Origin of the sequence: Sphingobium chlorophenolicum, assembly GCF_000722875.1 — a bacterium.
Taxonomy (GTDB): Bacteria; Pseudomonadota; Alphaproteobacteria; order Sphingomonadales; family Sphingomonadaceae; genus Sphingobium; species Sphingobium chlorophenolicum.
This window is the reverse complement of the sequence record NZ_JFHR01000033.1, coordinates 15551-40129: the sequence shown is the minus strand read 5'-3', so window position 1 is coordinate 40129 and position 24579 is coordinate 15551. Positions and strand designations below refer to the sequence as shown.

At 63.9% G+C, this 24579-nt stretch carries 1 protein-coding gene (running past one end of the window); it reads left to right on the top strand.

Features of this window, described 5'->3' with window-relative positions:
* A protein-coding gene (locus BV95_RS24835; protein WP_037453085.1) for a tandem-95 repeat protein crosses the window boundary here: on the top strand, nt 1-24579 show its 3' portion. It extends 2718 nt beyond the left edge of the window; only the last 24579 of its 27297 coding nucleotides appear in the window; the start codon falls outside the window, past its left edge; its stop codon occupies nt 24577-24579.

Here is a 24579-nt window from a genome sequence, read left to right as displayed (position 1 = left end):
TATGCCGACGTCCTCACCCGCATGAATCTCGGAACGGCGGGCGACGACATGCTGCTGGACGATGCGGGCAGCAGCACGCTGTCCGGCGGCGCCGGGAACGATCATATCTCCGGCGTTTGGGGCGCGGATCGCCTCGTTGGCGGAACCGGCAACGACCGGCTCGAAGGTGGCAGCGACAATGACATCTATGTATTCAATCTCGGCGATGGCCAGGATGTCATCCGCGATCAGCATAGCGATTGGTCGAACCTCTACAGCGGCGGCTACGACGCGATCGAATTCGGCGCAGGCATCACGGCGGATATGCTTTCCTTCGCCGCTTCCGGCGGAAACCTCATTATTCGCATCGCAGGCACTGACGATCAGATAACGGTCGAGGGCGGCCTCAATGACGACCGTTATCGCGTCGAGGAACTGCGTTTCGCGGATGGATCAATCCTGTCTCATGCCGACGCGATCGCGCGCCTTTCATCCTCGCAGGGTATCACGCTCGATGGCGCGACCGGCGCCGGCGGCGACCTTATTGGCGGGGACGGCGACGATATCATTAGCACGGTCACGCCCGCAGGGCTGTACGGCGGCGGCGGTAATGACTGGCTGACCGGCAGCGGAGAGGCCGATACGCTGGTCGGCGGTACCGGCAACGATGGGCTGAGCGGCGGTGATGGCGATGATGTCTACCGCTTCTCGGCAGGGTTCGGCCAGGACGAGATCGTGGAATATGAAGGAGGCGACGGATCCAGCGGAAGCTATAACGTCATCATGTTCGACGAGACGATTTCGGAAACCGATGTCGTCATCGAATATGACTGGAGCCAGGTCGATGTTCCGCGTCTCATCATCCGGATCGATGGATCGAACGATCGCATCACGATTTCAGGTAACCCCTTTGATGCCATCCGCCAAATCCGCTTCACCAGCGGCACTATTTGGGATTCCGAGCAAATCGGGGCGAGGGCGATCGACCGCTGGAACGGCATTAACGGCGGGGAATATACCCTCAGTAATGCCGCGTTAGAGGATGTTCTGACCGGTGGAAGCGGCGATGATCGCCTCTACGGCTATGAGCTGAACGACCAACTCTCGGGTGCCGGGGGCAATGATTATCTTGAAGGCGGCAACGGCGACGACATTCTTGACGGCGGCGTCGGCAATGACGAACTCTACGGCGGCACGGGCGACGACATCTACCGCTTCTCGGCGGGGTTCGGCCAGGATCGCATCCTCGAAAATTCCTACCCGGACTATCCGGCAGGCGCGAATGTCATCGAGTTTGACGGAACGATCGCTGCGACGTCCGTTCGCGTCTTCTTTGCCGATGCCGGCGCAGGATATTATCTAGCCATAGACGGCAGCGAAGACCGTATATATTTCAATGCTATACAATATATTTCGGAAGTTCGCTTCGCCGATGGTAACATCTGGTCTTCGGCCGATATCGGCAATATGGTCGAGGATCCCTACGTACCGCAGGGCGATAGCCTTCTTGACGGTGCGGCAGATGACGATTTCCTCTATGGCGGCGGCGGCGCCGATACGCTGAACGGTCATGGCGGGAATGACGAGCTTTACGGCAATGACGGTGATGATGTCCTCGCCGGAGGCAAAGGCGATGATTGGCTGGACGGCGGACGTGGCAACGACATCTATCGCTTCGCACGCGGCGACGGCCAGGATGCGATAGCCACAAACTATATGGACTCTACCTTCTGGAACGAGGGTATCTCCAACTTCGACGTCCTCGAATTTGCCGAGGGGATCGTGGCCGCCGATGTGCGTATCGAGCGCTCGTTGTATAGCAACGATCTGGTTCTGGTGCTGATCGGAACCGACGAACGGGTAACGATCGGCAATGGGCAGGATGACCAAAGTGGCGTCCAGGAAATCCGGTTCGCAGACGGCACTTCGTGGTCGATCGATGACGTCCGGAATCTGGCCACGAATGCGCTTGATGTAACGATCTACGGGGATTTCAGCGATGATCAGCTGACCGGCACGGCGGATGACGACCGAATTTTGGGGTTCAGCGGTAATGACAACCTTAATGGCGCCGCAGGCAACGACACCCTTTATGCTGGCACTGGCAACGACATTCTGACGGGTGGCAGCGGAAATGATTATCTGTCCGGCGATGAAGGAAACGACATCTATCAGTTCAGCGCGGGCTTTGGCGACGACATCGTGTCCAACCACGGCGAGTACACGGACCAGGACATCATCGAGTTCGACGCGACAATCGCGGCTGCCGACATCAGCCTCGAATGGTCGGCTGATGGCACGAGCCTCGTTCTGCGCGTTGCCGGCACTACGGATCGCCTGACGATCACAGACGTCGTCTACGATAATCCCGGAAACCGCGCGCCCGCAATTCACTTCGCAGACGGTACAATCTGGGCACGCGAAAATCTTGCCGCCATGGCCAGTTCACCGCCGGGAAGTTCGGTATCCGGGAACGGCGTCACTCCGGCAGTGACCGGGACGAACTTCGATGACCGTCTATGGGGCAGTTCCCTCGCTGAAACGCTCGATGGCGGCGACGGAGACGATATCGTTAGTGGAGGAGAGGGCGCCGATATCCTGATCGGCGGCATCGGAAATGATACGCTGATCGGGGGCGGCGGCGAGAATATTTACCGTTTCTCGGCCGGCTTCGGCCAGGACGATGTCCATACATTTGCCTATCCTTGGATGGCGCCCGCAGAGGCCGCCCATATCGAGTTCGATACGACAATCCTCGCTGCCGAGGTAACAGTCGAGCGGTCAGTTGACGGCTTTAACCTGATCCTGAAGATCAACAGCACCGATGATCGCGTGACCTTGATCGGCGTCTACAACGACGATTATTATGTTCCCACCGATGTTCGTTTTGCTGACGGGACGGTGTGGACCCATGCTGATCTCTTGGCAGCCGCCGCACCGGCCCCGGGTCAGACGATCCTGGGTCAAACCAGCGACGATGTGATTACCGGCACGGCCGCCGATGAATATATTGAAGGCGGCGGCGGCAACGACTTTCTCTCAGGTGCCGCCGGGAACGATTATATTTATGGGGGAGCCGGAGACGATATTCTCATCGGCGGAACCGGCAAGGATGAAGTCGAGGGCGGCGAAGGCAACAACATCTATCGCTTCTCCGAAGGCTTCGGTCAGGACGTCGTTTGGGCCTATGAAGGTGCCGGCAGCACCCACGCCATCGAATTCGATGCCACAATCGGCAGCGGGGATGTGACGGTTCATCTACCTCGCGTGGTAGACGAGGGCGACCCTGTCCTGATCCTCAAGATTAACGGTTCGGAAGATCGCATCACACTTTATGGCGAGGCGAACGTCCGCTTCGACGACGGCACGATCTGGTCCTATGCCGATCTTCTGGCGGGTGCCCTGCCCTTCAGCGGCATAGTGATTGATGGCCTCCTGCAGGGAACGGCAGGCGACGATTATCTAAGGAGCGACGAAGCACCGGATAAATTGTTTGGTCTTGCCGGAAAGGACGAAATTTACGGTGGTAACGGCGACGACGAACTGACCGGCGGCACTGGCGACGATATAATGGAAGGCGGTTACGGCAACGACACCTATTTCTTCTCTCGCGGGTTCGGGCAGGACCAGATATTCGACTATGTCGACGTCGATGGCGACACGAACATCATAAGGTTCGACGCGAGCATTGCCGTCACCGATGTCACCGTCGAAGCCCGCCCCGCGGGCGAAGGAACGTGGACTCTGATCTTGAAGATCGTGGGAACGGAAGATCGCATTACTTTCGAATTATATGAATGGGCGCCCACATATGAAGTGCATTTCGCCGATGGCACCATCTGGTCCGAACAGGCTCTAGTCGGTCGCGCCGTCGCAGCGACGGGGATCGAACTCAAAGGCGATCGCAGCAGAGATCTGATCGGCTCCGAACTCGACGATCGGATCGTCGGCGATGGGAATCCCAACGTCCTCCAGGGGCGCGGTGGCAATGATCGGATCGAGGGTCAAGGCCCAAGCGGGATCGTCTATTTATCCTCCCTCCCGTCCCAGCTGCCGGCCGAAGTCGTCACCTATTTCGGCGCGGTCGAAAATGGCCTCATCAACACCCTCGGCGGTACGGCAGGGTTCGGCGAGCAGGCCCTTCCCGTGTCCGATGACCGGACCGATTATATAGCGATCCCAGGCACCTTCGCCGAGGGCATGATCAGCAGCGGCGGGGCCAGTGTCACTTCGATTTCGGTTAATTCCAACGGCGTCGTGACGATCGGCGCGCTGGAACTCGGCATCTGGGCGCACGACGTCGATCAGCGCGGAGGCTCTCTGACACCGAGCGAGGGGGGAACCTCGACCGGCGCGAACCGCATCTGGTACGACTTTGACGGAGTGTCCATCACCATCACAGTCACTTGGGACGATGTGGGCGAATATAGCCATGGCTGGACGCCCGATGCCTTCCAGGTTCAGGTGAAGGTTCTCGGCAATGGCGATTTCGATATTCTCTACCGCTATGAAGAACTTGAGTGGTCGCACCCCTACCCCAGCGAGACGCCTTATCTGACAGTCGGCGGCAATCGCTACTCCATACCAGCACCCGATGGCGACGAACTCCTGCTTGACACGGCGGTCGGCAATCTGGGCGTCCCGGGCGTCTGGGCGATGCAAATCCGCGGCGGCGAACTGGTAACAGGTGATAGCCTGAGCGGAGTAATAACGGATCGCGACGACATCATCATCGGCGGCGCCGGCGATGACAGGCTGTATGGCGGCGGGGGATCGGACGTCTACCGCTTCTCGCACGGCTTCGGCCAGGACATTATCGCCGACCGCAATGGGTGGCGCGCGGACGGCAGCTATGAAGGAAATATCATCGAATTCGACGAGACCATCGCCGCGAGCGACGTCTTGGTCGAATACCGTGCCGCTAGCCCGAACGATCTCGTCCTGCGTATCGAAGGCACCGAAGATCGCATCACTATAATTGAGGGGCGCTTCGGATTGGCGTACGGCATCGCCGAAGTCCGTTTCGCTGATGGCACGGTCTGGACCCACGCCGATCTGATCGCCCGGATGACGGCGCCGACCGGCGAGGCGATCACGACGCCACCGTCGAACGATATCCTCACGGGAACCACTGCCGACGATATATTGAACGGCCTCTCGGGCGATGACGAACTAAACGGCAGCGCGGGTGACGATGTTCTCAACGGCGGGGACGACGATGACCTCCTCCGCGGCGGAATCGGCAACGACAGTCTGTACGGCGAAGCCGGGAACGACATTCTCGTGGGCGGGACTGGCGCCGATACGCTTCGGGGCAGCTTCGGCGACGACATCTACCGCTTCGCGCGCGGCGACGGGCAGGACGTCATTTCCGACACTGGCGGCGCGGACCGGATCGAGTTCGCGGCCGGCATCACGGTCGGCGATGTCGAGGTGCGGCGTGAAGGCGAAGCGGGTCTCATCCTCTATATCCGCGGCACCGACGACCGAATCCGTCTCGACAATGTCATGGTCAGTCCGGCATATGCCGTCGAGCTTGTGCAGTTCGCCGACGGAACGAGCTGGAGCCACGCCGACCTACTCGCACGCGCGCTCCTGCCGACGAGCGGCAAGGACAATATCGTCGGCACGGCCGGTGCCGACACGCTATCGGGCCTTGGTGGAGACGACGTGCTCCAGGGCCTCGGCGGCGATGATCAGCTCGAAGGCGGCGCGGGCAATGACAGCTTGGACGGCGGCGACGGGCAGGACGTCCTTACCGGCGGCACGGGCGACGATGCGCTTGCCGGCGGGGCCGGTCATGACATCTACCGCTTCAACCGCGGCGACGGACAGGACCGCATCACCGAGACGGGCGGCCTCGACCGCATTGAATTCGGCGCGGGCATAACAGCGGGCGACATTGTCGTCGCCGCGCAGGGCGCGGCGGATCTGGTCCTCAAGATTGCAGGCAGCGAAGATCGGCTGGTCCTCACCAATGCGATGAGCAGCACCGGCAATCGCATCGAGGAAATCGCCTTCGCCGACGGCACTGTCTGGGGCCAAGCCGAGCTTATCCGGCGGCTCACGACCGGAACGCCCGGTGACGACGCCTATACGGGAACGGTCGATGCCGACGAGCTTACCGGCCAGGGCGGCAATGACATCCTCACGGGCAATGGCGGCAACGACCTGCTGTCGGGCGGCGCGGGCGACGACCGGCTCGACGGCGGCGCAGGGGCGGACCAGCTGTTCGGCGGGGCCGGACGGGACAGGCTGATCGGCGGGACCGGCGGCGATCGCTATGTCTTCGCGGCCGGCGACGGTCAGGACGAGATCGACGATCAGGGCGATGCGACCACCGACCGGCTGGTCATCGAAGGCTATGCCGCCGATCGCATCCGCTTCAGCCGCACCGGCACGGCTGGCGATGATCTCACCATAAGGTTCAGCGACAGCAGCGATACGATCGTCATCCGTCATGCCTTCGCCGGCAGCGCGGCGAGCACCATCGAAGAGATCGAGATCGCCGCGAGCGGCGTCACCATGGCGCTCGCCGACGTTCAGAGTCTGCTCATGCAGGACGCGGATGTCACCGGCACGGCGTTGCTCGGCGGCGGCGGTGCGAATGACGCCCTCACCGGCGGCTCGGGCGACGACCTGCTCCTCGGTGGAGCGGGCGCCGATATGCTGAGCGGTGGCGCAGGTAATGATATTTTCGGTGACCTGTCGCAGGACAGCGACGTCGACATGCTGACGGGCGGGTCCGGACGCGACACCTACCGCTTCCTTCCCGTCTATGACGTCAACGAAAACTATGTCGCAGATGTCATTACCGACTTTTCCGCCGGTGCGGGCGGCGACATCATCCGCCTTTCGGTCAGCAACCCCAATCCCTTCGAGAATGGTAAGCTTCGCATCGCGCAGGAAGGCGCCGATGCCGTCTTGCTGGTGCGCCTCGACAGCGGCGCCGACAAGGTCATGCTGCGCCTCGAGGGCGTCGCGGCCTCCGCGCTCACCTCGGACAATTTCGGCGGACTGCCGATCGGGGTCGACAACTCGGTCCGGATCGTCGACGGTGGCACGGCCTCCTCGCTCTCGGGCGGTCCGTTGGGCGACGTCATTCACGGCAATGGCGGGGCCGACGTCATCGCGGGCCTGGGCGGCGACGACCAGCTCGCAGGCGGCGCCGACAACGACATCATCGACGGCGGTTTCGGGAACGACTGGCTCTCCGGCGGCAACGGTCAGGATATGCTCATCGGCGGCGAGGGCCAGGATATATTGTCCGGTGGAGCCGGCGACGATATCCTCCATGGCGGCGACCTCGCCGACCAGCGCGCCGAGAATGATGTCTTCGACGGCGGCGAAGGCGATGACCGCCTCTTCGGCGGCAGCGGCAGCGACATCTATCATTTCGCGCGCGGCGATGGACGCGACATCATCGACGACCTCGGCGGCAGCGACGCCATCCAGTTCGGCGCGGGTATTGCGGCCGCCGACGTTACGGTCGTCCAGATCGACGATCTCCATCTCGAGCTTCGCATCGCCAACGACGGCGGGCGCATCCGCCTCGCCAATGGTCTGCAGGCGGGCGGCGGCAGCTCCGTTGAGGAAATCCGCTTCGTCGACGGCTCGCAGTGGAACTGGGCCGATGTGCTCGCCCGCGCCGCAATCGGCACGGCGGGCGATGACCGGATCATAGCCGGCGCGATGGGCGCGCCGGTCATCGGCACGCCGCTCCAGGGCCTTGCCGGCAACGATGTGCTGGTCGGCTCGTCAGGGTCCGACATCCTTGTCGGCGGGACCGGCAATGACCGTCTCGAAGGCGGCGCGGGCGACGACAGCTATGTCTTCAACCACGGCGACGGCCAGGACAATATCGTCGACGCGAGCGGCTTCAACAACCTGCTGTTCGGTGCCGGGATCGGCACCGCTGACGTGCGGGTCGTTCGCGGCCTTCCGACCGTCCTTCTCGAGATCGTTGGCAGCGGCGACCGCATCGACCTTGGAACCGATGCCTCCTTCGCCATGGGCGTCCAGCAAATACGCTTCGACGACGGCACCATCTGGTCGAGCGAGACGCTCGCCGCCATGGCGCTCGCGGCGAGCGGCGGCGACGATGTGCTCATCGGCACCGCCCAGGCCGACAGCCTTGCCGGCGGCGCAGGCGACGACCGGCTTTCGGGCCTTGGCGGCAACGACACACTTACCGGCAATGCGGGCGCGGACTGGCTGCTCGGCGGTGCAGGCAACGATCTCTATCGCTTCGCCGCCGGCGACGGCGCCGACCGCATTCTCGATGCGGACGGAACGACCGATGCCCTGGAGTTTGCGACCGGCATCGCCGCCTCCGATATTCGCGTCGCACAAAGCGCCGATGGCCGCGACCTGACCCTTGGAATCGCTGGTACGAACGACCGGATCCTCATCGAGAATGCGCTGACCTCGGGCCGAATCGAGCAGGTCCGCTTCGCCGACGGCACCGTCTGGACGACGGCCGACCTCCTGGCGCGCGTCGCGACCGGCGCGGCGGACATCCTCACCGGCGACGACAACGCCAATATCCTCGTCGGCGGAACCGGCACCGATCTCGTCTCGGGCCGTGGCGGCGACGATATCTACCGCTATGCGCGCGGCGATGGCCGCGACACGCTGGACGACAATGCAGCTTCCGCCAACGATACGCTCGAAATATCGGGCTATGAGCTTGCCGATCTCCACTTCGCGCGCCTGACCCCGGAAAGCGCCGACATCGTCATCCGCCTGCCCGGCGACGGCGACGAGATCATCATCAAGGACGGCCTGGCCGGCGGCAATCTCGGCATCGAGCGCATCCTCCTCGCCGACACGGGCGTCGTGCTTTCGCTCGGCGAAATCCGCGCCGCAGCGCTCGCCGGCCAGCAGAGCGACGGCGACGACTGGATCGTCGGCACGAACGGCGCCGACGTCTTGGCGGGCGGACGCGGCAACGACATCATCGCGGGCGGCGGCGGCGCCGATACCTTCATCTTCCGCGTCGGCGACGGGATGGACCGGATCGAAGGCTATAGCCCGGATGCCGACATCCTTAGGCTCGAGGGGCTCAATCCCTCCGATATCGTCCGCGCGGTGCGCGGCGGCCCGGACAGCCTTGATCTTATCCTCTCCTTCGCCAACGGCACCGACCGCATCACGCTCGCAGGCGCGCTGGGGGCTGGCAATGCGCTCACGATCGCCTTCGCCAACGGCACGAGCTGGAATCTCGATGCCATGCGCGCCCGCGCACTCTCCGACATCGACGGCAGCGGCGGCGACAAGGCCTATGGCTTTGACGGCAATGACAGCTTCGCGGCGCGGGCCGGCGACGATCTGCTGGCGGGCGGCGCCGGATCGGACAGCTACGCCTTCGGCCGCGGCAGCGGCAACGACACGATCCAGGACGATTCGACATCGACCGCGACACAGGACAACGTCCTCATCGCCGATTTCTCCTCGTCGGAAGCCTCGATCGCGCGGCTTTTCCGCGGCAGCGAAACGATCGTCATCAGCTTCGCGTCCTCTACGTCCGATAGCCTCACGATCATCGATGCGCTTGCCACCGACGGGAAGGGCGTCGAAAAGATCCGCTTCGCCGACGGGGTGGAATGGACCAAGGCGACCATGCGCGAGCTGGTCGACAACCGCCCGCCGACCGCGGTCGACGACGGCTATTACACGCTGACCGCCGGTCAGACGATCCTCATCAAGGCGACCGAGCTTCTCCGCAACGACCTGGATGCCGATGGCGACACCATCCGGATCGTCGCCGTCGACGGCGGTGCGAACGGGGTGGCCACGCTCGACGCCCAGGGCAATATCCTGTTCACGGCCACGAACGGCTTTTATGGGCCGACCTCGCTCGCCTACACGATCGGCGACGGCCGCAACGCATTCGATACGGCGAATGTCGACATCCGCATCCGCCCCGTCGCGACCGCGATCGAGGATCGCGGCTTCACGGTCGCCGAGGACGGCTCGCTCGGTATCCGCGTCGAACGCCTGCTCTCCAACGATCTCGACGGCGACCGGATGATCGTCGGCCAGGTCTATGGCGCGGTGAACGGCACGGTGTCGCTCTCGAGCGACGGCAATATCAGCTTCACGCCCAACGCCAATTTCAATGGCATCGCCGAGTTCACCTATCTCGCCAACACCCCCGAAGGCGGTGCCGCCACCGCCAAGGTCTATGTGACCGTGACGCCCGTCAACGACACGCCAGTCGCGCGCACCGACGGCACAATCGCGGGCACCGAAGGCATCGCGCTCGAGATCGACCCGCTCGCGCTCACCGCCAACGATACCGATGTCGACGGCGACGCGCTCCATGTCCAGTCGGTCATCTCGAACGCCGATATCAACGTCCAGATCGATGCCAACGGCATGATCCAGGTGCGGCCGCGCGATTATTTCTGGGGCAATGCCTATTTCGATTATGTCGTCGCCGACCCCTCGGGCGCGACGTCGACGGCGCGCGTCAACCTCTACTTCACCCCGGTCAACGACGCGCCGCAGCCAGTGGCCGACCGCATCGAGGTGACGCAGCTCGGCGGGCCCATCCTAGAAGACAATCCGATCGTCATCAACGCGCTCGCCCAGGAGGTGAACGGCACCATCGTGCCCGGCCTCCTCTCGAACGACAGCGATCCCGACCATGATCCGCTGACGATCGTCGCCATCGGCGCGACGCATGGCGGCAGCGCTCAGTTGCTCGCCAACCAGACGATCCTGTTCACGCCCACCGCCAATTTCAACGGCGACGCCTGGTTCGACTATCGTGTGAGCGACGGACAGGGCGGCTTTGCCTGGGCGCGGGCGACAATCGCCTATCAGCCGGTCAACGACCGGCCCGTCACCGCCGCCGATCATTATTCCGCTCCCGGCCTGCACTTCCTGCGTGGAACCGAGGATGTCGCGATCGAGATCCCGATCACCGAACTCCTCAAGAACGACCGCGACCCCGAAGGCTATACCCTGACCTTCCTCACCGATCAGGACAGCGTGCCGACCGCGGTGCATGGCGACGTCACCTTCACCGATCATGGCACGGTCATCTTCACGCCCGACGCCGATTTCTGGGGCGAGGCGACCTTCTATTACCTCGTGTCCGATCCCGAGGGCCTGGTCGACGACGGCAAGGTCACGCTCTGGTTCGACAATGTCGGCGATGCGCCGCCCGTGGCGCGCCCCGATTTCGTCGACGTCCTGGAAGACGTGCCCGTCACCATCCCGATCTCGGTCCTGCTCGCCAACGACACCGACATCGACCGCGATCCCATCCGTTTCCTCGGCTTCACTCCCGACCGCGACCTCAATGGCACGCTCGAATATGACGGCCAGGGCAATATCATCTTCACGCCAAACGCCAATGCGACCCAATCGACGGGCTTCTACTACCGGATCACCGACGACACGGTCGAAGGCGGCATCGCCGAGGGCTATGTCGACCTCTCGATCATCGCGATGCCGGACGATCCGACCGCCGTCGACGATCTCGATTTCTCGACTCCCTTCGACGTGCCGCTGGTCATCCGCATCTCCGACGTGCTGGCCAACGACTTCGATGTCGATGGCGGGCCCAATCCAGCCTTTGCCGGCATCGACGCGGTGCTTGATCCCGTAGCTCTGGCGCAGGGCCAGCATGTCAGCATCGGCACGGCCGAGATCGTCGATTTTGGCGGCGAAAAGTTCGCCGTCATCCGCTTCAATCCCGGCTATTCGGGCGAGGCGACGCTGCAATATCGCGTGACCGACCCCACCGGACTTCAGGACACCGCCTTCATTCACGCCACGGTCGAGACCGGCTATTCCGGCATCCTGCGCGGCACGCGCTATGTCGACTATCTCGTCGGCAATGCGCTCGCCGAACTGATCCTGGGCCTCGACAGCGACGACAGCGTCCTTGCGCTCGGCGGCAACGACCGGATCGAAACCGGAGCCGGCAACGACGTCGTCGATGCGGGCGATGGCGACGACATCATCGACGGCGGCTTCGGCGCCGACCACATCACTGGCGGCGCGGACTATGACACGGTGGTTTTCGCGGGCTCGAACGTCGGCGTGCGCGCAGACCTTGAATCGCGCGTCGGCCAGGGCGGCACCGCGGCCGACGACACCTATGTCGGCATCGAGGCGCTCGTCGGCACCGATTTCAACGACCAACTCGGCGGCGATGCGGCCGGCAACCGGCTCGAGGGCGGCGCGGGTCACGATCTGCTCGAAGGGCGGGCGGGAAGCGACACGCTTGTCGGTGGTCTCGGCAACGACATCCTCAACGGCGGCGTCGGCGCGGATATCCTCGACGGCGGCGAAGGCAGCGACACGGCCGACTATTTCGACGCGACCGACAGCTCGCCATCGACCGAGGGCATCCATATCTCGCTTGCGAACGGCACGGCCTCGGGCGGCGATGCGACCGGCGATACGCTGATCAGCATCGAGAATGTCGTCGGCACCGACTATGACGATGTGATCGAAGGCGATGCTGGGGCGAACCGCCTCGAAGGCGGCCGCGGCGACGACATCCTCTCCGGCGGGTCCGGCGACGACGTGCTGATCGGCGGCCGCGGGGCTGACACGCTCGCGGGCGGCGATGGCGTCGATATCGCCGATTATTCGCTCTCGACCGAAGGGGTGACGATCGATCTGGCCGATAGCATGGCGGGCGGCGGCGATGCACTCGGCGACGTCCTGTCGGGTATCGAGATCGTCCAGGGCTCCTATCACAACGACATCATGCGCGGCGATGCGTCGGACAACCGGCTGCGCGGCAGCCTTGGGGCCGACATCCTCGACGGGCGCGGCGGCTTCGATACCGCCGATTATAGCATGGCCACCGAAGCCGTGGCCGTCGATCTCTCGCTCGGCCAGGGACTCGCTGGGGAAGCGCAGGGCGACACGCTCATCAGTATCGAGATGCTGCTGGGCTCGGTCTTCGGCGACAGTTTCATCGGCTCGGCCGGCGCCGACACGTTCGACGGCGGCTATGGCGCGGACGTGCTGCGCGGCGGCTTTGGCTCCGACGTCTATCTGCTCGGCTTCGAGAGCGACAATGACCAGGTGATCGAGCAGGGCTCGGCAAGCGACATCGATCGCGTGACGATCAAGGATGGGGCGCTCCCGAAGGATGTGTCGCTCGTTCGCGAGGGCAACGACCTTCTCATCGAACTCGAAAATGTAGGCGGCGTCCTTACCTTCGACACGATGCGCATCAAGGACCATTTCCTCGGCGCCGAAACGGGTATCGAGGAAATCGCCTTCGCCAATGGCATGACCTGGGACCGCGCCAAGATCGAGGATCTCGCCCGCATCGGCCGCTTCAACGCCGAGGACGATGTCTATCTGTTCGGCGTCGAGGACGAGATCGCGATCATCGATCCCGCAGCGCTGCTCGCCAACGACGCCACCGAAGGCGTCGAGGCGCTGCAACTGCTTTCCGTCAACGGGCTGAACGGCAGCGCCGCCTCGATCCGTCCCGACGGCAAGATCGCGTTCCAGGCTGCGGCCAATTTCAACGGCCAGGCCTATTTCGAATATGTGGTCGCCGACCCCTATGGCCGCGAATCCACGGGGCGCGTCCGGGTCAATGTGGCCGCCGTCAACGACGCGCCGGTTGCCGTCCCCGATACCAATGTCGCAATCCACGGCGTCGAGGACGAGATACTGCGCATCCGCCTCGATACGATCCTCAAGGCGAACGACTATGATATCGACAATGACTGGGAAGACCTGCGCATCGTCGGAATCACGCCCCTCTATGACGAGGCAGGCAACAAGATCGATCCGTTCAAGTTCGACGACAGCTGGCACGAAGGCACAAATGTCGCGGGCCGCATCGCGGGCGCCTATCTTGAAATCCTTTCGCGGCCGGACTTCAACGGCTTCGCGGGCTTCAACTATATCCTCGAAGACCCCTCGGGCGCGCGCTCGGTCGCACCGATCGAATTCTATATCGATGCGGTGAACGACGCGCCGCGCGGATCGGACCAACTCGCGCAAAGCGTCCGCTTCGGTCGGACGACGAGCATCTCGGTCGCCTCGCTGCTCGGCACGGTCCGCGACGTCGAGGGCGACGACTTCAGCTTTGTCGGTCTGCATGCCGGCGCCGATGGCGATTCTGCCGTGAACGGCACTGCATCGCTCGATGCGGCTGCGGGCACGATCGCTTTCACGCCGGACGCGGAAGGGTTCGCGACCATCGCGTTCGACGTGATCGACGAGCATGGTGCGAGCGCGACGCTCAGCTACAACATCCGGGTTCTTCCGGCCAATTACGCGCCGGTCGCGGTGAGCGATCGCTTCACCATCCTCGAAGACCAGACCATCATCATCGATCCAGCGACGCTGCTCGGCAACGACCGCGACGCCGATGGCGATGCACTAAGCTTCGTCGACGTCGAGCGCTTCGCCACGAACGGCAAGGTCAGCATCAACGGCGATGGCAAGATCGTCTTCAGGGCGCGGCCAGACTTCAACGGCAACGCCGGCTTTGAATATAGCATCAGCGACGGGCGCGGCGGCACCGCGACGGGCTTCGTCGCGATCACCATCCTGCCCGAGAATGACGGCGCGATCCTGCGCGACGATCTTGTGACCGGCCTTGAGGACCATCCGCTGTTCGTGATCCCGGCGGAAGCCTTCGGCAACGACATCGAGCCCGAAGGCGACGTGCTTTTCTTCCGCAGCGCCGGCGTGCTTGGCGAGATCAGCACCCGTTATCTCTCGGCCGACTACAGCGTTATCGCCAAACAGGCGAACGGCGAGGATCTCCCGGCCTGGCTCGCCTTCGACACCGCGTCGATGACCTTCACGGGCAGCGTGCCGCAGGGCGAAAGCCTGTCGGTGAGCGTGATCCTGAAGGATCCGCAAGGCGGCAATCATGTCCGGCGCTTCAGCTTCGGCGAGGGCGACAACCAGACGCTCGCGGCAGGCCATTCGGTGCGGGACAATGTGCTCGCCGGCTTCACCGTCCGCGAGCCGCATCACAGCGAGATCGCATTCGGCGCCGACAATCTGGGAAGCGGCGTCACAGTCATGGCGACGCTCGCCAACGGCGATCCGCTCCCGGCCTGGCTCGTCTTCGATGCCGGGACGCTCCGCTTCAGCGGCGCGCCCGATGCTGGCACGACCGCTCCGCTCGATGTCATCCTTTCCTTCACCAAACCCGGCGAGAATGGTGGCGCGGCGTCGGTGTTCACCGATAGCCTGACGATCGATCCCTCAGCGTTCGGCACCGGCATAGGATATGACAGCGATATCGCGCTGTTCGACGTCAGCAACGGCGCCTTCTCGGTCAGCCTTGAGGGCGGCCGTCCGCTGCCCGGCTGGCTGGCCTTCGACCTCGATACGATGACATTGTCGCTGACCGGCGAAGCGCCGGCGGCAAATGCCGACCCGGTTCGCCTCCAGCTCAGCTTCACGCCCGAAGCGCAAAGCCTGCCTGAGGGCAGCTACAGCGCAGCCAAGCGCGGCTTCACGCTCGAATTCGTCATCGATCCCGCCGAACCGCTCGATCCGGCGATCAATGCGCTCCTCCAGCAAAGCGATTTCTTCAAGGCGCAGGGCCTGTTCGCGATCGATCTCGGATCAGCCGCCGCGATCAGCGCAAAGCGCGAGAGCGAAGCGCCGCTTCCCGACTGGCTGAGCTTCGATGGCGCCGGCCTGGCGTTCGACGGCACGCCGCCGCCCGCCTATATCGGTGCGCTTGCCGTGCGTCTCGACGTCACCGGCAATGGCGGCACGCTTCCGAGCCTGTCGATCATCACCGACGTGATCGTCGATACCGGCTTCACTCTCGTCGACGAGAGCGCCGGCCGATTCGGCCTTCAAACCTCGGGCTCGCAGATTAACCTTGCGACGCCCGGCGACTTCAACGGTTCGGTCGCCCTTACCTACACCACGATCGACGAAAAGGGCGGCGTGTCGCAGAACAGCGGCGTCATCATATTCAACGTGCTGCCGACCCCAGAGAAGCCCGTCGCCATCGCGGACAACCTCGACACGATCGAGAACCAGCCGCTCACCTTCGCGCTCATGGACCTCATCCGGAACGACCGCGAGGACGATGGCGACTATCTGCGCGTGAAGTCGGTCTCGGCCGCAGGCAACGGCACGCTCGTCGTGAACGATGGAACCATGCACTATGGGCCGCCGGCAGGGCTCGCTGCCGCGGGCGCCGTCTGGTCGGCGACGCTTGCCGATGGATCGGATCTGCCGTCCTGGATGAGCGTCGACAGCGCGACCGGCCTCGTCACCGCCACCATTCCCTTCGATCTGCGGCAAAACCTCAATATCGCCTGGGCCGCGACGATTGGCGGGAGCAGCCAGAGCGCGAACGCAACGCATCTTTTCGACGGCAAGCTGGTGGCGACCGTCACCTATACGCCCGATGAGAATTGGTCGGGCGATGACAGCTTCAGCTATGTCATCACCGACGATCTCCAGGGGGATGCGACCGGCACAACCACGATCAGGGTCGAAGCCCGCAGCGAGCCGCCTTATGTGGGAGCCGACAGCTTCACCACGCTTGAAGAGACGGCGATCAGCATCACGCCCTCGCAGCTTCTCGCCAACGACATCGATGTTGACGGCGATCCGATCCGTTTCGTGGGCGTGCTGAACGCGGTCAATGGCGCGCTGAGCTTCGACGGCACGACCATCATCTTCACGCCGAGCGCGGATTTCAGCGGCAAGGCGAGCTTCGACTATGTCGTCACGGACGATGCCGACGGACCCCGCACCGGCACGGTCGAGATCGACGTCCAGTCGACCAACCATGCGCCAACCGCGGTCGCAGACCTCTTCGAGACCGACGAGGATACGCCATTCGAATTCACGGCGGCCGACCTTATCGGCAACGACAGCGATCTCGACGGTGATACGGTCCGCTTCGTCTCGCTCGAAATGGCGAGCGATCTTGGCCGCATCCAGCGCCTGCCTGGCGGACGCTACAGCTTCGTGCCCAAGGAAAATGTCAGCGGTGCCGCGACATTCCACTATGTCATCACCGACGGGCGCGCGACGAGCACCGGCACCTTCTCGTTCGAGATCGCGGCGGTCAACGACGCCCCCAATGCGAATGCGGACGGCGTCGGCACGGGGAACAACCCGCAAGGCGTCTTCGTCGGCGACCAGGACATGGCGATCGTCATCGATCTCGCGACGCTGCTGGCCAACGACCGTGATCTCGAAGGCGACAGCTTCACGATCGTCGAACTCTTCGATGGCGATAACGGCACGGTCGTGATGAACGGCACAACCGCCGTCTTCACGCCGCGCGAGGGCTATTATGGCAACGCCGCCTTCTCCTACCGCGTGACCGATGCCCACGGCGCTGACAGCGTGGGCCGCGTCTCGCTCACCATCCTGCCCGAGTTCAACATACCGATCGCTGTGTCCGACGAGGGTTTCGGTACGCTCGAAGATACCTATATCGACATCGATCCGGCGTTGCTTCTGGCCAACGACTATGACCCGGAAGACGAGCCACTGACCTTCCTCGGCTTCGTCGGCACGCCCGCGAACGCGACGATCACCGCGCTCGATAACGGCCAGTATCGCATTACGCCGTCCGCCAATTTCCATGGCGGCCTCATCCTGACCTATGCGATCACCAATGCGTCGGGCTTCCCGGTAACGGCGACGGTCGAGATCGACGTGCTGCCGGTCAATGATGGTCCGATCGCGGTCGACGACACGCTTTCGCTCACTGAGGACCAGCCGCTCACGTTGTTCATCACCGAGCTTCTGGCGAATGATATCGAGCCCGACGACCAGGCGCTCCTCTTCAATCGCATCGTCGATGCGCATGGCCTCACCGTCACCGCCAATGGCGTCGGCCAGCTCGTCATCGCACCCGATGCGAACTTCAACGGCGCGGCGTGGTTCGACTATGAAGTGACCGATTCGTTCGGCGTGACCGACGTTGCCCGCGTTTCGGTCTCGGTCGCCGCAGTCAACGACGCCCCGGTCATTGCGGCCCTCCCGGCCCTGCGCGGGGTCGAGGATCGGCCCTTCACCGCCACCCTGCCCGCAGGCCTGGTATCCGACGTCGACGGCGATGCCGTGCTCGTCGAGGTGAGCGGCGTCGGCGGATCGGCGCTGCCCGCTTGGCTCAGCTACGATCGCAGCACGCGCACCTTCACCGGCACGCCGCCCGCCGACTTCAACGGAACGATCACGCTCGAAATCTCGGCCGCCGATCAGGGCACCGAAGTCCGCCGCCAGTTCGCGATCGTGATCGAGCCGGTCAATGACGGCCCCGTCCTGACCCAGCCGCTCGCCGATCTTGCGGGGGCGGAAGACCAGGCGTTCAGCTTCGCGCTGCAAACCAATGGCTTCGCCGATGTCGATGGCGACACGCTGACCTTCAGCGTGGCGCTCGCCGACGGCGGCCCGCTGCCGGCATGGCTCAGCTTCGCTAACGGCATCCTGTCCGGGCAGCCGCCCGCCAATTTCAACGGCGTCCTCGGTCTCAGGATCAACGCGAGCGACGGCGAATATGAAACGAGCGACGCCTTCGACCTTATCATCACGCCCGCGAATGACGGGCCGACCCTGTCCGCGCCGATCGCGGATGCGCATTTAGCGGAAGATGCGGTGATCGATCTGCTGCTGCCAGCCGGCACCTTCGCCGACCTCGATGACGACATGCTCCTGCTATCGGCCGAACTGGCCGGCGGTGCGGCGCTGCCGAGCTGGCTCAGCTTTGCGAACGGCCGCTTCTATGGGCAGCCGCCCGCCGATTATAACGGCTTCCTCGACATCAGCGTCACCGCCTCGGACGGGGTGCTGTCGGCAAGCGACAGCTTCCGCCTGACCATCGACCCTGTAAACGACGCACCTGAGCTGCGACATCTGTTCGGACCCATCTCGGTGGCCGAAGACAGCGCCATCGACTTCACGATCCCGACCGACCTCTTCACCGATGTCGACGGCGATGCTCTGAACTATACGGTCACACTTGCCAGTGGCGATCCCCTACCCGCCTGGCTCGATTTCGCGAATGGGCGTCTGCAGGGCACGCCGCCCGTCGATTTCCACGGCGCGCTCGCGCTTCGCATCGGGGCGAGCGACGGCACGCTCTCCGCCGCTACCGACTTCAATCTCGTGATCCATCCAGGCAATGATGCGCCCGCGGTCCTCATCCCGCTCGCCGACATCTCCGTACAGGAAGACCAGGCGATCGATATCGCCGTTCCGCAAGGCGCTTTCGGCGACGCCGATGGCGACCAGCTGACGCTGTCCGCACGGCTCGCGAATGGCGAGGCCCTGCCGTCCTGGCTCGCCTTCGATGGTCAGCGCTTCACCGGCACGCCACCGGCGAACTTCAATGGCACCCTCGAAATCGACGTCGTCGCATCTGACGGCGCGCTAACGGCCGCAAGCCGATTCGAGCTTCGCATAGCGCCCGTCAACGACGCTCCAACACTCGTCGCGCTCCTACCCGACGTGGCACGGCCTGAAGATCAGCCGATCGACATCGCGCTCCCGCAAGGCGCATTTGCCGATGTCGATGGAGATACGCTGAGCTATACCGCGCGGCTTGCCAACGGGGCGCCGCTGCCCTCCTGGCTCGCCTTCGACGGCAGCCGCTTCACCGGCACGCCGCCTGCCAATTTCCATGGCGCTCTAGAAGTCGAAGTCAGTGCGAACGACGGCACCACAAGTGCCAGCGACATATTCGTGTTGACCATCGATCCGGTGAACGACGCGCCGGTCGCGCGGGACGATCATATCGCCTCGAGCGAAGGGGTGGCGCTCACCCTGACCGCGCCGCAGTTGCTGGCGAACGACAGCGATATCGACGGCGACACTTTGACGGTCGCAGCGGTATTCGACGCCATCAATGGCGCCGCGACACTGAACGGTGACGGCAGCGTGAGCTTCACGCCGGCCTCCGGCTTCAACGGCGTCGCCTCCTTCGGCTACCGCATCGCTGATGGGCATGGCGGTTTTGCCGAAGCCCGCACGATCATCCACATCGGCGCGGTCAACAATGCGCCCGAGGCACAGGCTGCTTCCTTCTCCGGCGCCGAGGACAGCGTCATCGCTGGCGGCCTGATCGCGACCGATATCGACAATTCGGTGCTCACCTACTCGCTCGTAACCGGCCCGCAGCACGGTATGGTGACGATCAACGCGACCGACGGGTCGTTCGAATATGTCGCCGCCGCCAATTATAACGGCACCGACAGCTTCGTCTTCCGCGCTTCGGACGGCTCGCTGTCCAGCGAGGCGGTGATCAACCTGACCATTACACCCGTCAACGACGCACCGGTCGTGGCGCTGGCGCTTGCGAACCAGCAGGGCCAGGAAGACGAGCCGATCGATTTCACCATTCCCTCTGGCACTTTCGCCGATGTCGATGGCGACACGCTCAGCCTTTCCGCCACGCTCGCGGGCGGCGGCGACCTGCCTGGCTGGCTCAACTTCGCAAACGGGCGCTTCACCGGACAACCGCCGCTCAACTATAATGGCGCGCTCGATATCACCGTCAGCGCCTCCGATGGATATCTGTCCACAAGCTCGACTTTCCGCCTGACGGTCAACCCGATCAATGACCAGCCGACGCTCGTACAGATACTTCCCGACGTCGCGGTCGCCGAGGATCTCGCGATCGACATCGCCATATCCTCGAGCATCTTCGCTGATATCGATGGCGACAGCCTGACGCTGACGGCGCAACTAGCAAACGGCAATGCTCTGCCCTCCTGGCTGAGCTTCGACGGTGCACGGCTGATCGGGCAGCCACCGGCCAATTTCAACGGCGCGCTGGATATCGAGATTCAGGGCTCCGACGGCGCGCTGGTCGCGACCGACGCCTTCCGCCTGACGATTAACCCGGTCAACGACGCGCCCGTGCTGCTCACACCGTTGGGCGATGCGCCGGTCGCCGAGGATCATGCGGTCAACCTCACCTTGCCCGCCGGAACCTTCGCCGATGTCGATGGCGACGTGCTGACGCTTTCGGCGACGCTCGCAAACGGCGACCCGCTGCCCGCATGGCTGAGCTTCAACAGCGCCGAGCGGCGCTTCACGGGCCAACCGCCCGCGAACTTCCACGGGTCTTTCGAAATCAAGGTCACGGCAAGCGATGGCGCCGCCAGCGTCTCCAATACCTTCCTGCTCGATATCGTCTCGGTCAACGACGCCCCGGCCTTGATCGTACCGCTGCCCGATGTCCTCTGGACCGCGACGGGCGCGATCGACGTCGCCATACCCGGCGGCACCTTCGCCGACGTCGACCAGGATCCGCTCACGCTGACCGCCCGCCTCGCCAACGGCACCGCGCTGCCGAGCTGGCTGGGCTTCGACGGCAGCCACTTCACCGGCACGCCGCCAAGCGGGTTCGACGGCTATCTCGATATCCAGCTGTTCGCGAGCGACGGCCTGCTCGCCGCCGCGGACATCTTCCGCCTGACGATAGACACCGTCAACAATGCACCGGTCGTCACGACGCCGCTTGCCGACCGCAACTCCCCCGAGGACAGCGCGATCGACTTCGCGCTTCCGGCGAACAGCTTCACCGACAGCGACAATGCGGTGCTAACTTACACCGCCGTCCTCGTGTCGGGCGCCGCCCTGCCCTCCTGGCTCACATTCGACGCCGCGGCGCAGCGCTTCACCGGCACACCGCCCACGAATTTCAACGGCTTCATCGACGTGCGGGTGACCGCAAGCGACGGCGCGCAGTCCATCTTCGACGACTTCCGCCTGACGATCACGCCCGTCAACGACGCCCCGGTCGCGGCCAACGACAGCGGCCTCACGGCATTGGCGGGCAGCGCCATTGTGATCGACCCCGCGACCCTGCTTGCGAATGACAGCGACGTCGAAGGCAGCACGCTCAGTATCACCGCGGTAGGCAATGCGGTTGGCGGAACCGTCGCGCTCAATGGCCAGGGCCAAGTGGTCTTCACCGCCAATGCGGGGTATCAGGGCACCGGCGGCTTCACCTACACGGTCAGCGACGGCTCGCTCACCGCCACGGCGAATGTCTCGGTCACGGTCAATGCGGGGCCCGCCTGGGTCTATGGCACCAGCGGCAGCGATAGCCTCTTCGGCTCTTCGAACACGCCCAACCGCATCGACGGCGGAGCGGGTAACGACATGATCACCGGAGGCTCGGCCGATGACGAGCTGATCGGCGGCGATGGAAACGACAATATCTACGCCGGCAGCGGCAACGATAATGTCAGCGGCGGCGACGGCGTCGATACTATCACTGGCGATGCCGGCGATGACCAGATTTCCGGCGGTCTCGGCGCCGACCTGCTCTACGGCGGCAGCGGCAACGACCTGATCGATGCCGGCGACGGCAATGATGTCGTGACCGGCGACGGAGGAGCAGACACAATCCTCGGCGGGGCGGGCGACGACCAGCTCTATGCCGGCGCAGACGACGATATGGTTGATGGTGGGGCCGGGAACGACCTCATCATCGGCGATGGCGGCGCGGACATTCTGGCCGGGGGCATCGGCGACGACACCATCTATGCGGGCAGCGAGAACGACACGCTGAGCGGCGGCGACGGGGCCGACAAGCTCTATGGCGACCTTGGCGACGATCTCCTCTCCGGCGGCGCCGGCAATGACCTCATCGACGGCGGTCTCGGCACCGATACGGTCGATTATGGCAGCGCCACCGCTGCCTGGACGATCAATCTCGCCACGACCACGGCGACGTCGGGCGCCGAATCCGATACGCTTTACAATATCGAGAATGTGATCACGGGCTCCGGGGACGACGTGATCACGGGCACGCTTTCCAACAACAGCCTTTCGGGCGGAGACGGCAATGATACGCTGAACGGTGGAGCCGGCAACGACACGCTGAACGGCGGCGCGGGCGACGACTTGATCACCGGCGGCACCGGGAACGACGCGATCGTCGGCGGGTCGGGAACCGATACGCTGGTGCTGGCGGGCCTTCAGGCAAGCTATTCCATCCAGAGCAGCGGCGGTGTGCTCAGCATCGTCGACAATCAGATCCTGACGGACGGCAATGACGGCACCGACACACTGACGGGCGTCGAGCGGCTGAGGTTCAAGGATGGCACGACCGTCAGCATCGTCTCGCCGATCATTCTCGACCTCGACGGTAACGGCGTGACCACGGTATCGGCTGCGGCGAGCAAGGCACGCTACGATATCGACGGGGACGGCCTCGCCGACGACACGAGTTGGATGGGTGCCGGCGAAGGCATGCTCTTCCTCGATCGCAATGGCGACGGCAAGCTCACGGGCGCCGGTGAGTTCAGCTTCGTGAACGATGTGGCGGACGCCGCATCCGACCTTGTGGGCCTGCGTGCCTTTGACAGCAACAAGGACGGCAAGCTTTCCCCGGCCGATGCCCGCTTCACCGAATTCCGGATATGGCGGGACAAGGACGGCGACGGCGTTGCAGAAAGCGGCGAAACGCAGACGCTTAACGCAAGCGGCATCCAGTCGCTCAATCTTGCAGGCACGGCGGTCGACGGCACCTTCGCGCTTGGCGAGGTCGCGGTCCTCAACAAGGGCAGCTTCACGCGGACGAACGGGACCACGGCCCAGTTCATCGACGCGGCGCTCACCTATTACTCCTCGGCGACGAGCTTGCCCGACATCGCACCGCACGCGCAGACCTTCAACCGCAAGGCGAGCAAATATCGCATCTTCTTCAGCGGCGGCGCCATGCAGGTCGGACCGAAGAAGGGTGGGACAGACCAGCGCTCGGACGCACTCGGCATGTCGAACCTGCTGACCTTCAAGAACCGTACCTACGGTCTGCTTTCGCCGATCATCCTCGATCTTGATGGCGACGGCATCGAGATGAAGTCGATAAAGAAGTCGAGGGCGAGTTTCGACATGAACGGCGACGGTGCAGCCGACGATACGGGCTGGATCGGCAAGGGTGACGGCTTCCTTGTCATCGACCGCAACAATGACGGCCGCATCACCGATATGTCCGAACTGAGCTTCGCGGCTGAAACGGACAATGTAGGCAGCGATCTTCAGGCGCTCGCCGCCCTCGACAATAATGGCGACAAGCTGATCGACGCCAAGGACGCTCGCTTCAACGAGCTCAAGGTCTGGGTCGATGCCGATCTGGATGGAGTGACCGATGCCGGCGAACTCAAGACGCTTGAGGCGCTCGGGATCAAGTCGATCGGACTTGCGACCCAATATCGCGAGGGCCGCGCCAAGGCCGGGGAGAATATCCTGCTCGGCACCTCCAACTTCACCCGCTCGGACGGCTCGGTTGGGTTGGTCGGCGATGCGGCGCTTGCCTTCAAGCCGGGCGCCACGCCCCGCACGTTCGCGAGCATGGCGGTGAGCGACGCTCTCGTGTCGAAGCTCCGGGCGGCAAGTTCCATCACGGCCGATCTTCCGGCCAAATTCAGCGATCAAACATGGCGGCAGCAGTTCATGGAACCCACGCTCGAATCGCCTTCGTCGATCAGCATCGAGAACGGCGCACTGCAGCAGTCCGAGGTCGACAAGATGGGCCGCATCCTCGCATCCATGATCCAGGACATGAACGCCTTTGGCGCCAGTTCTGGGATCGAAAGCGACATCGGCTTCAAGCGCGAGCCGGTGCAGCCGCTCGATTTCTTCGCCTGA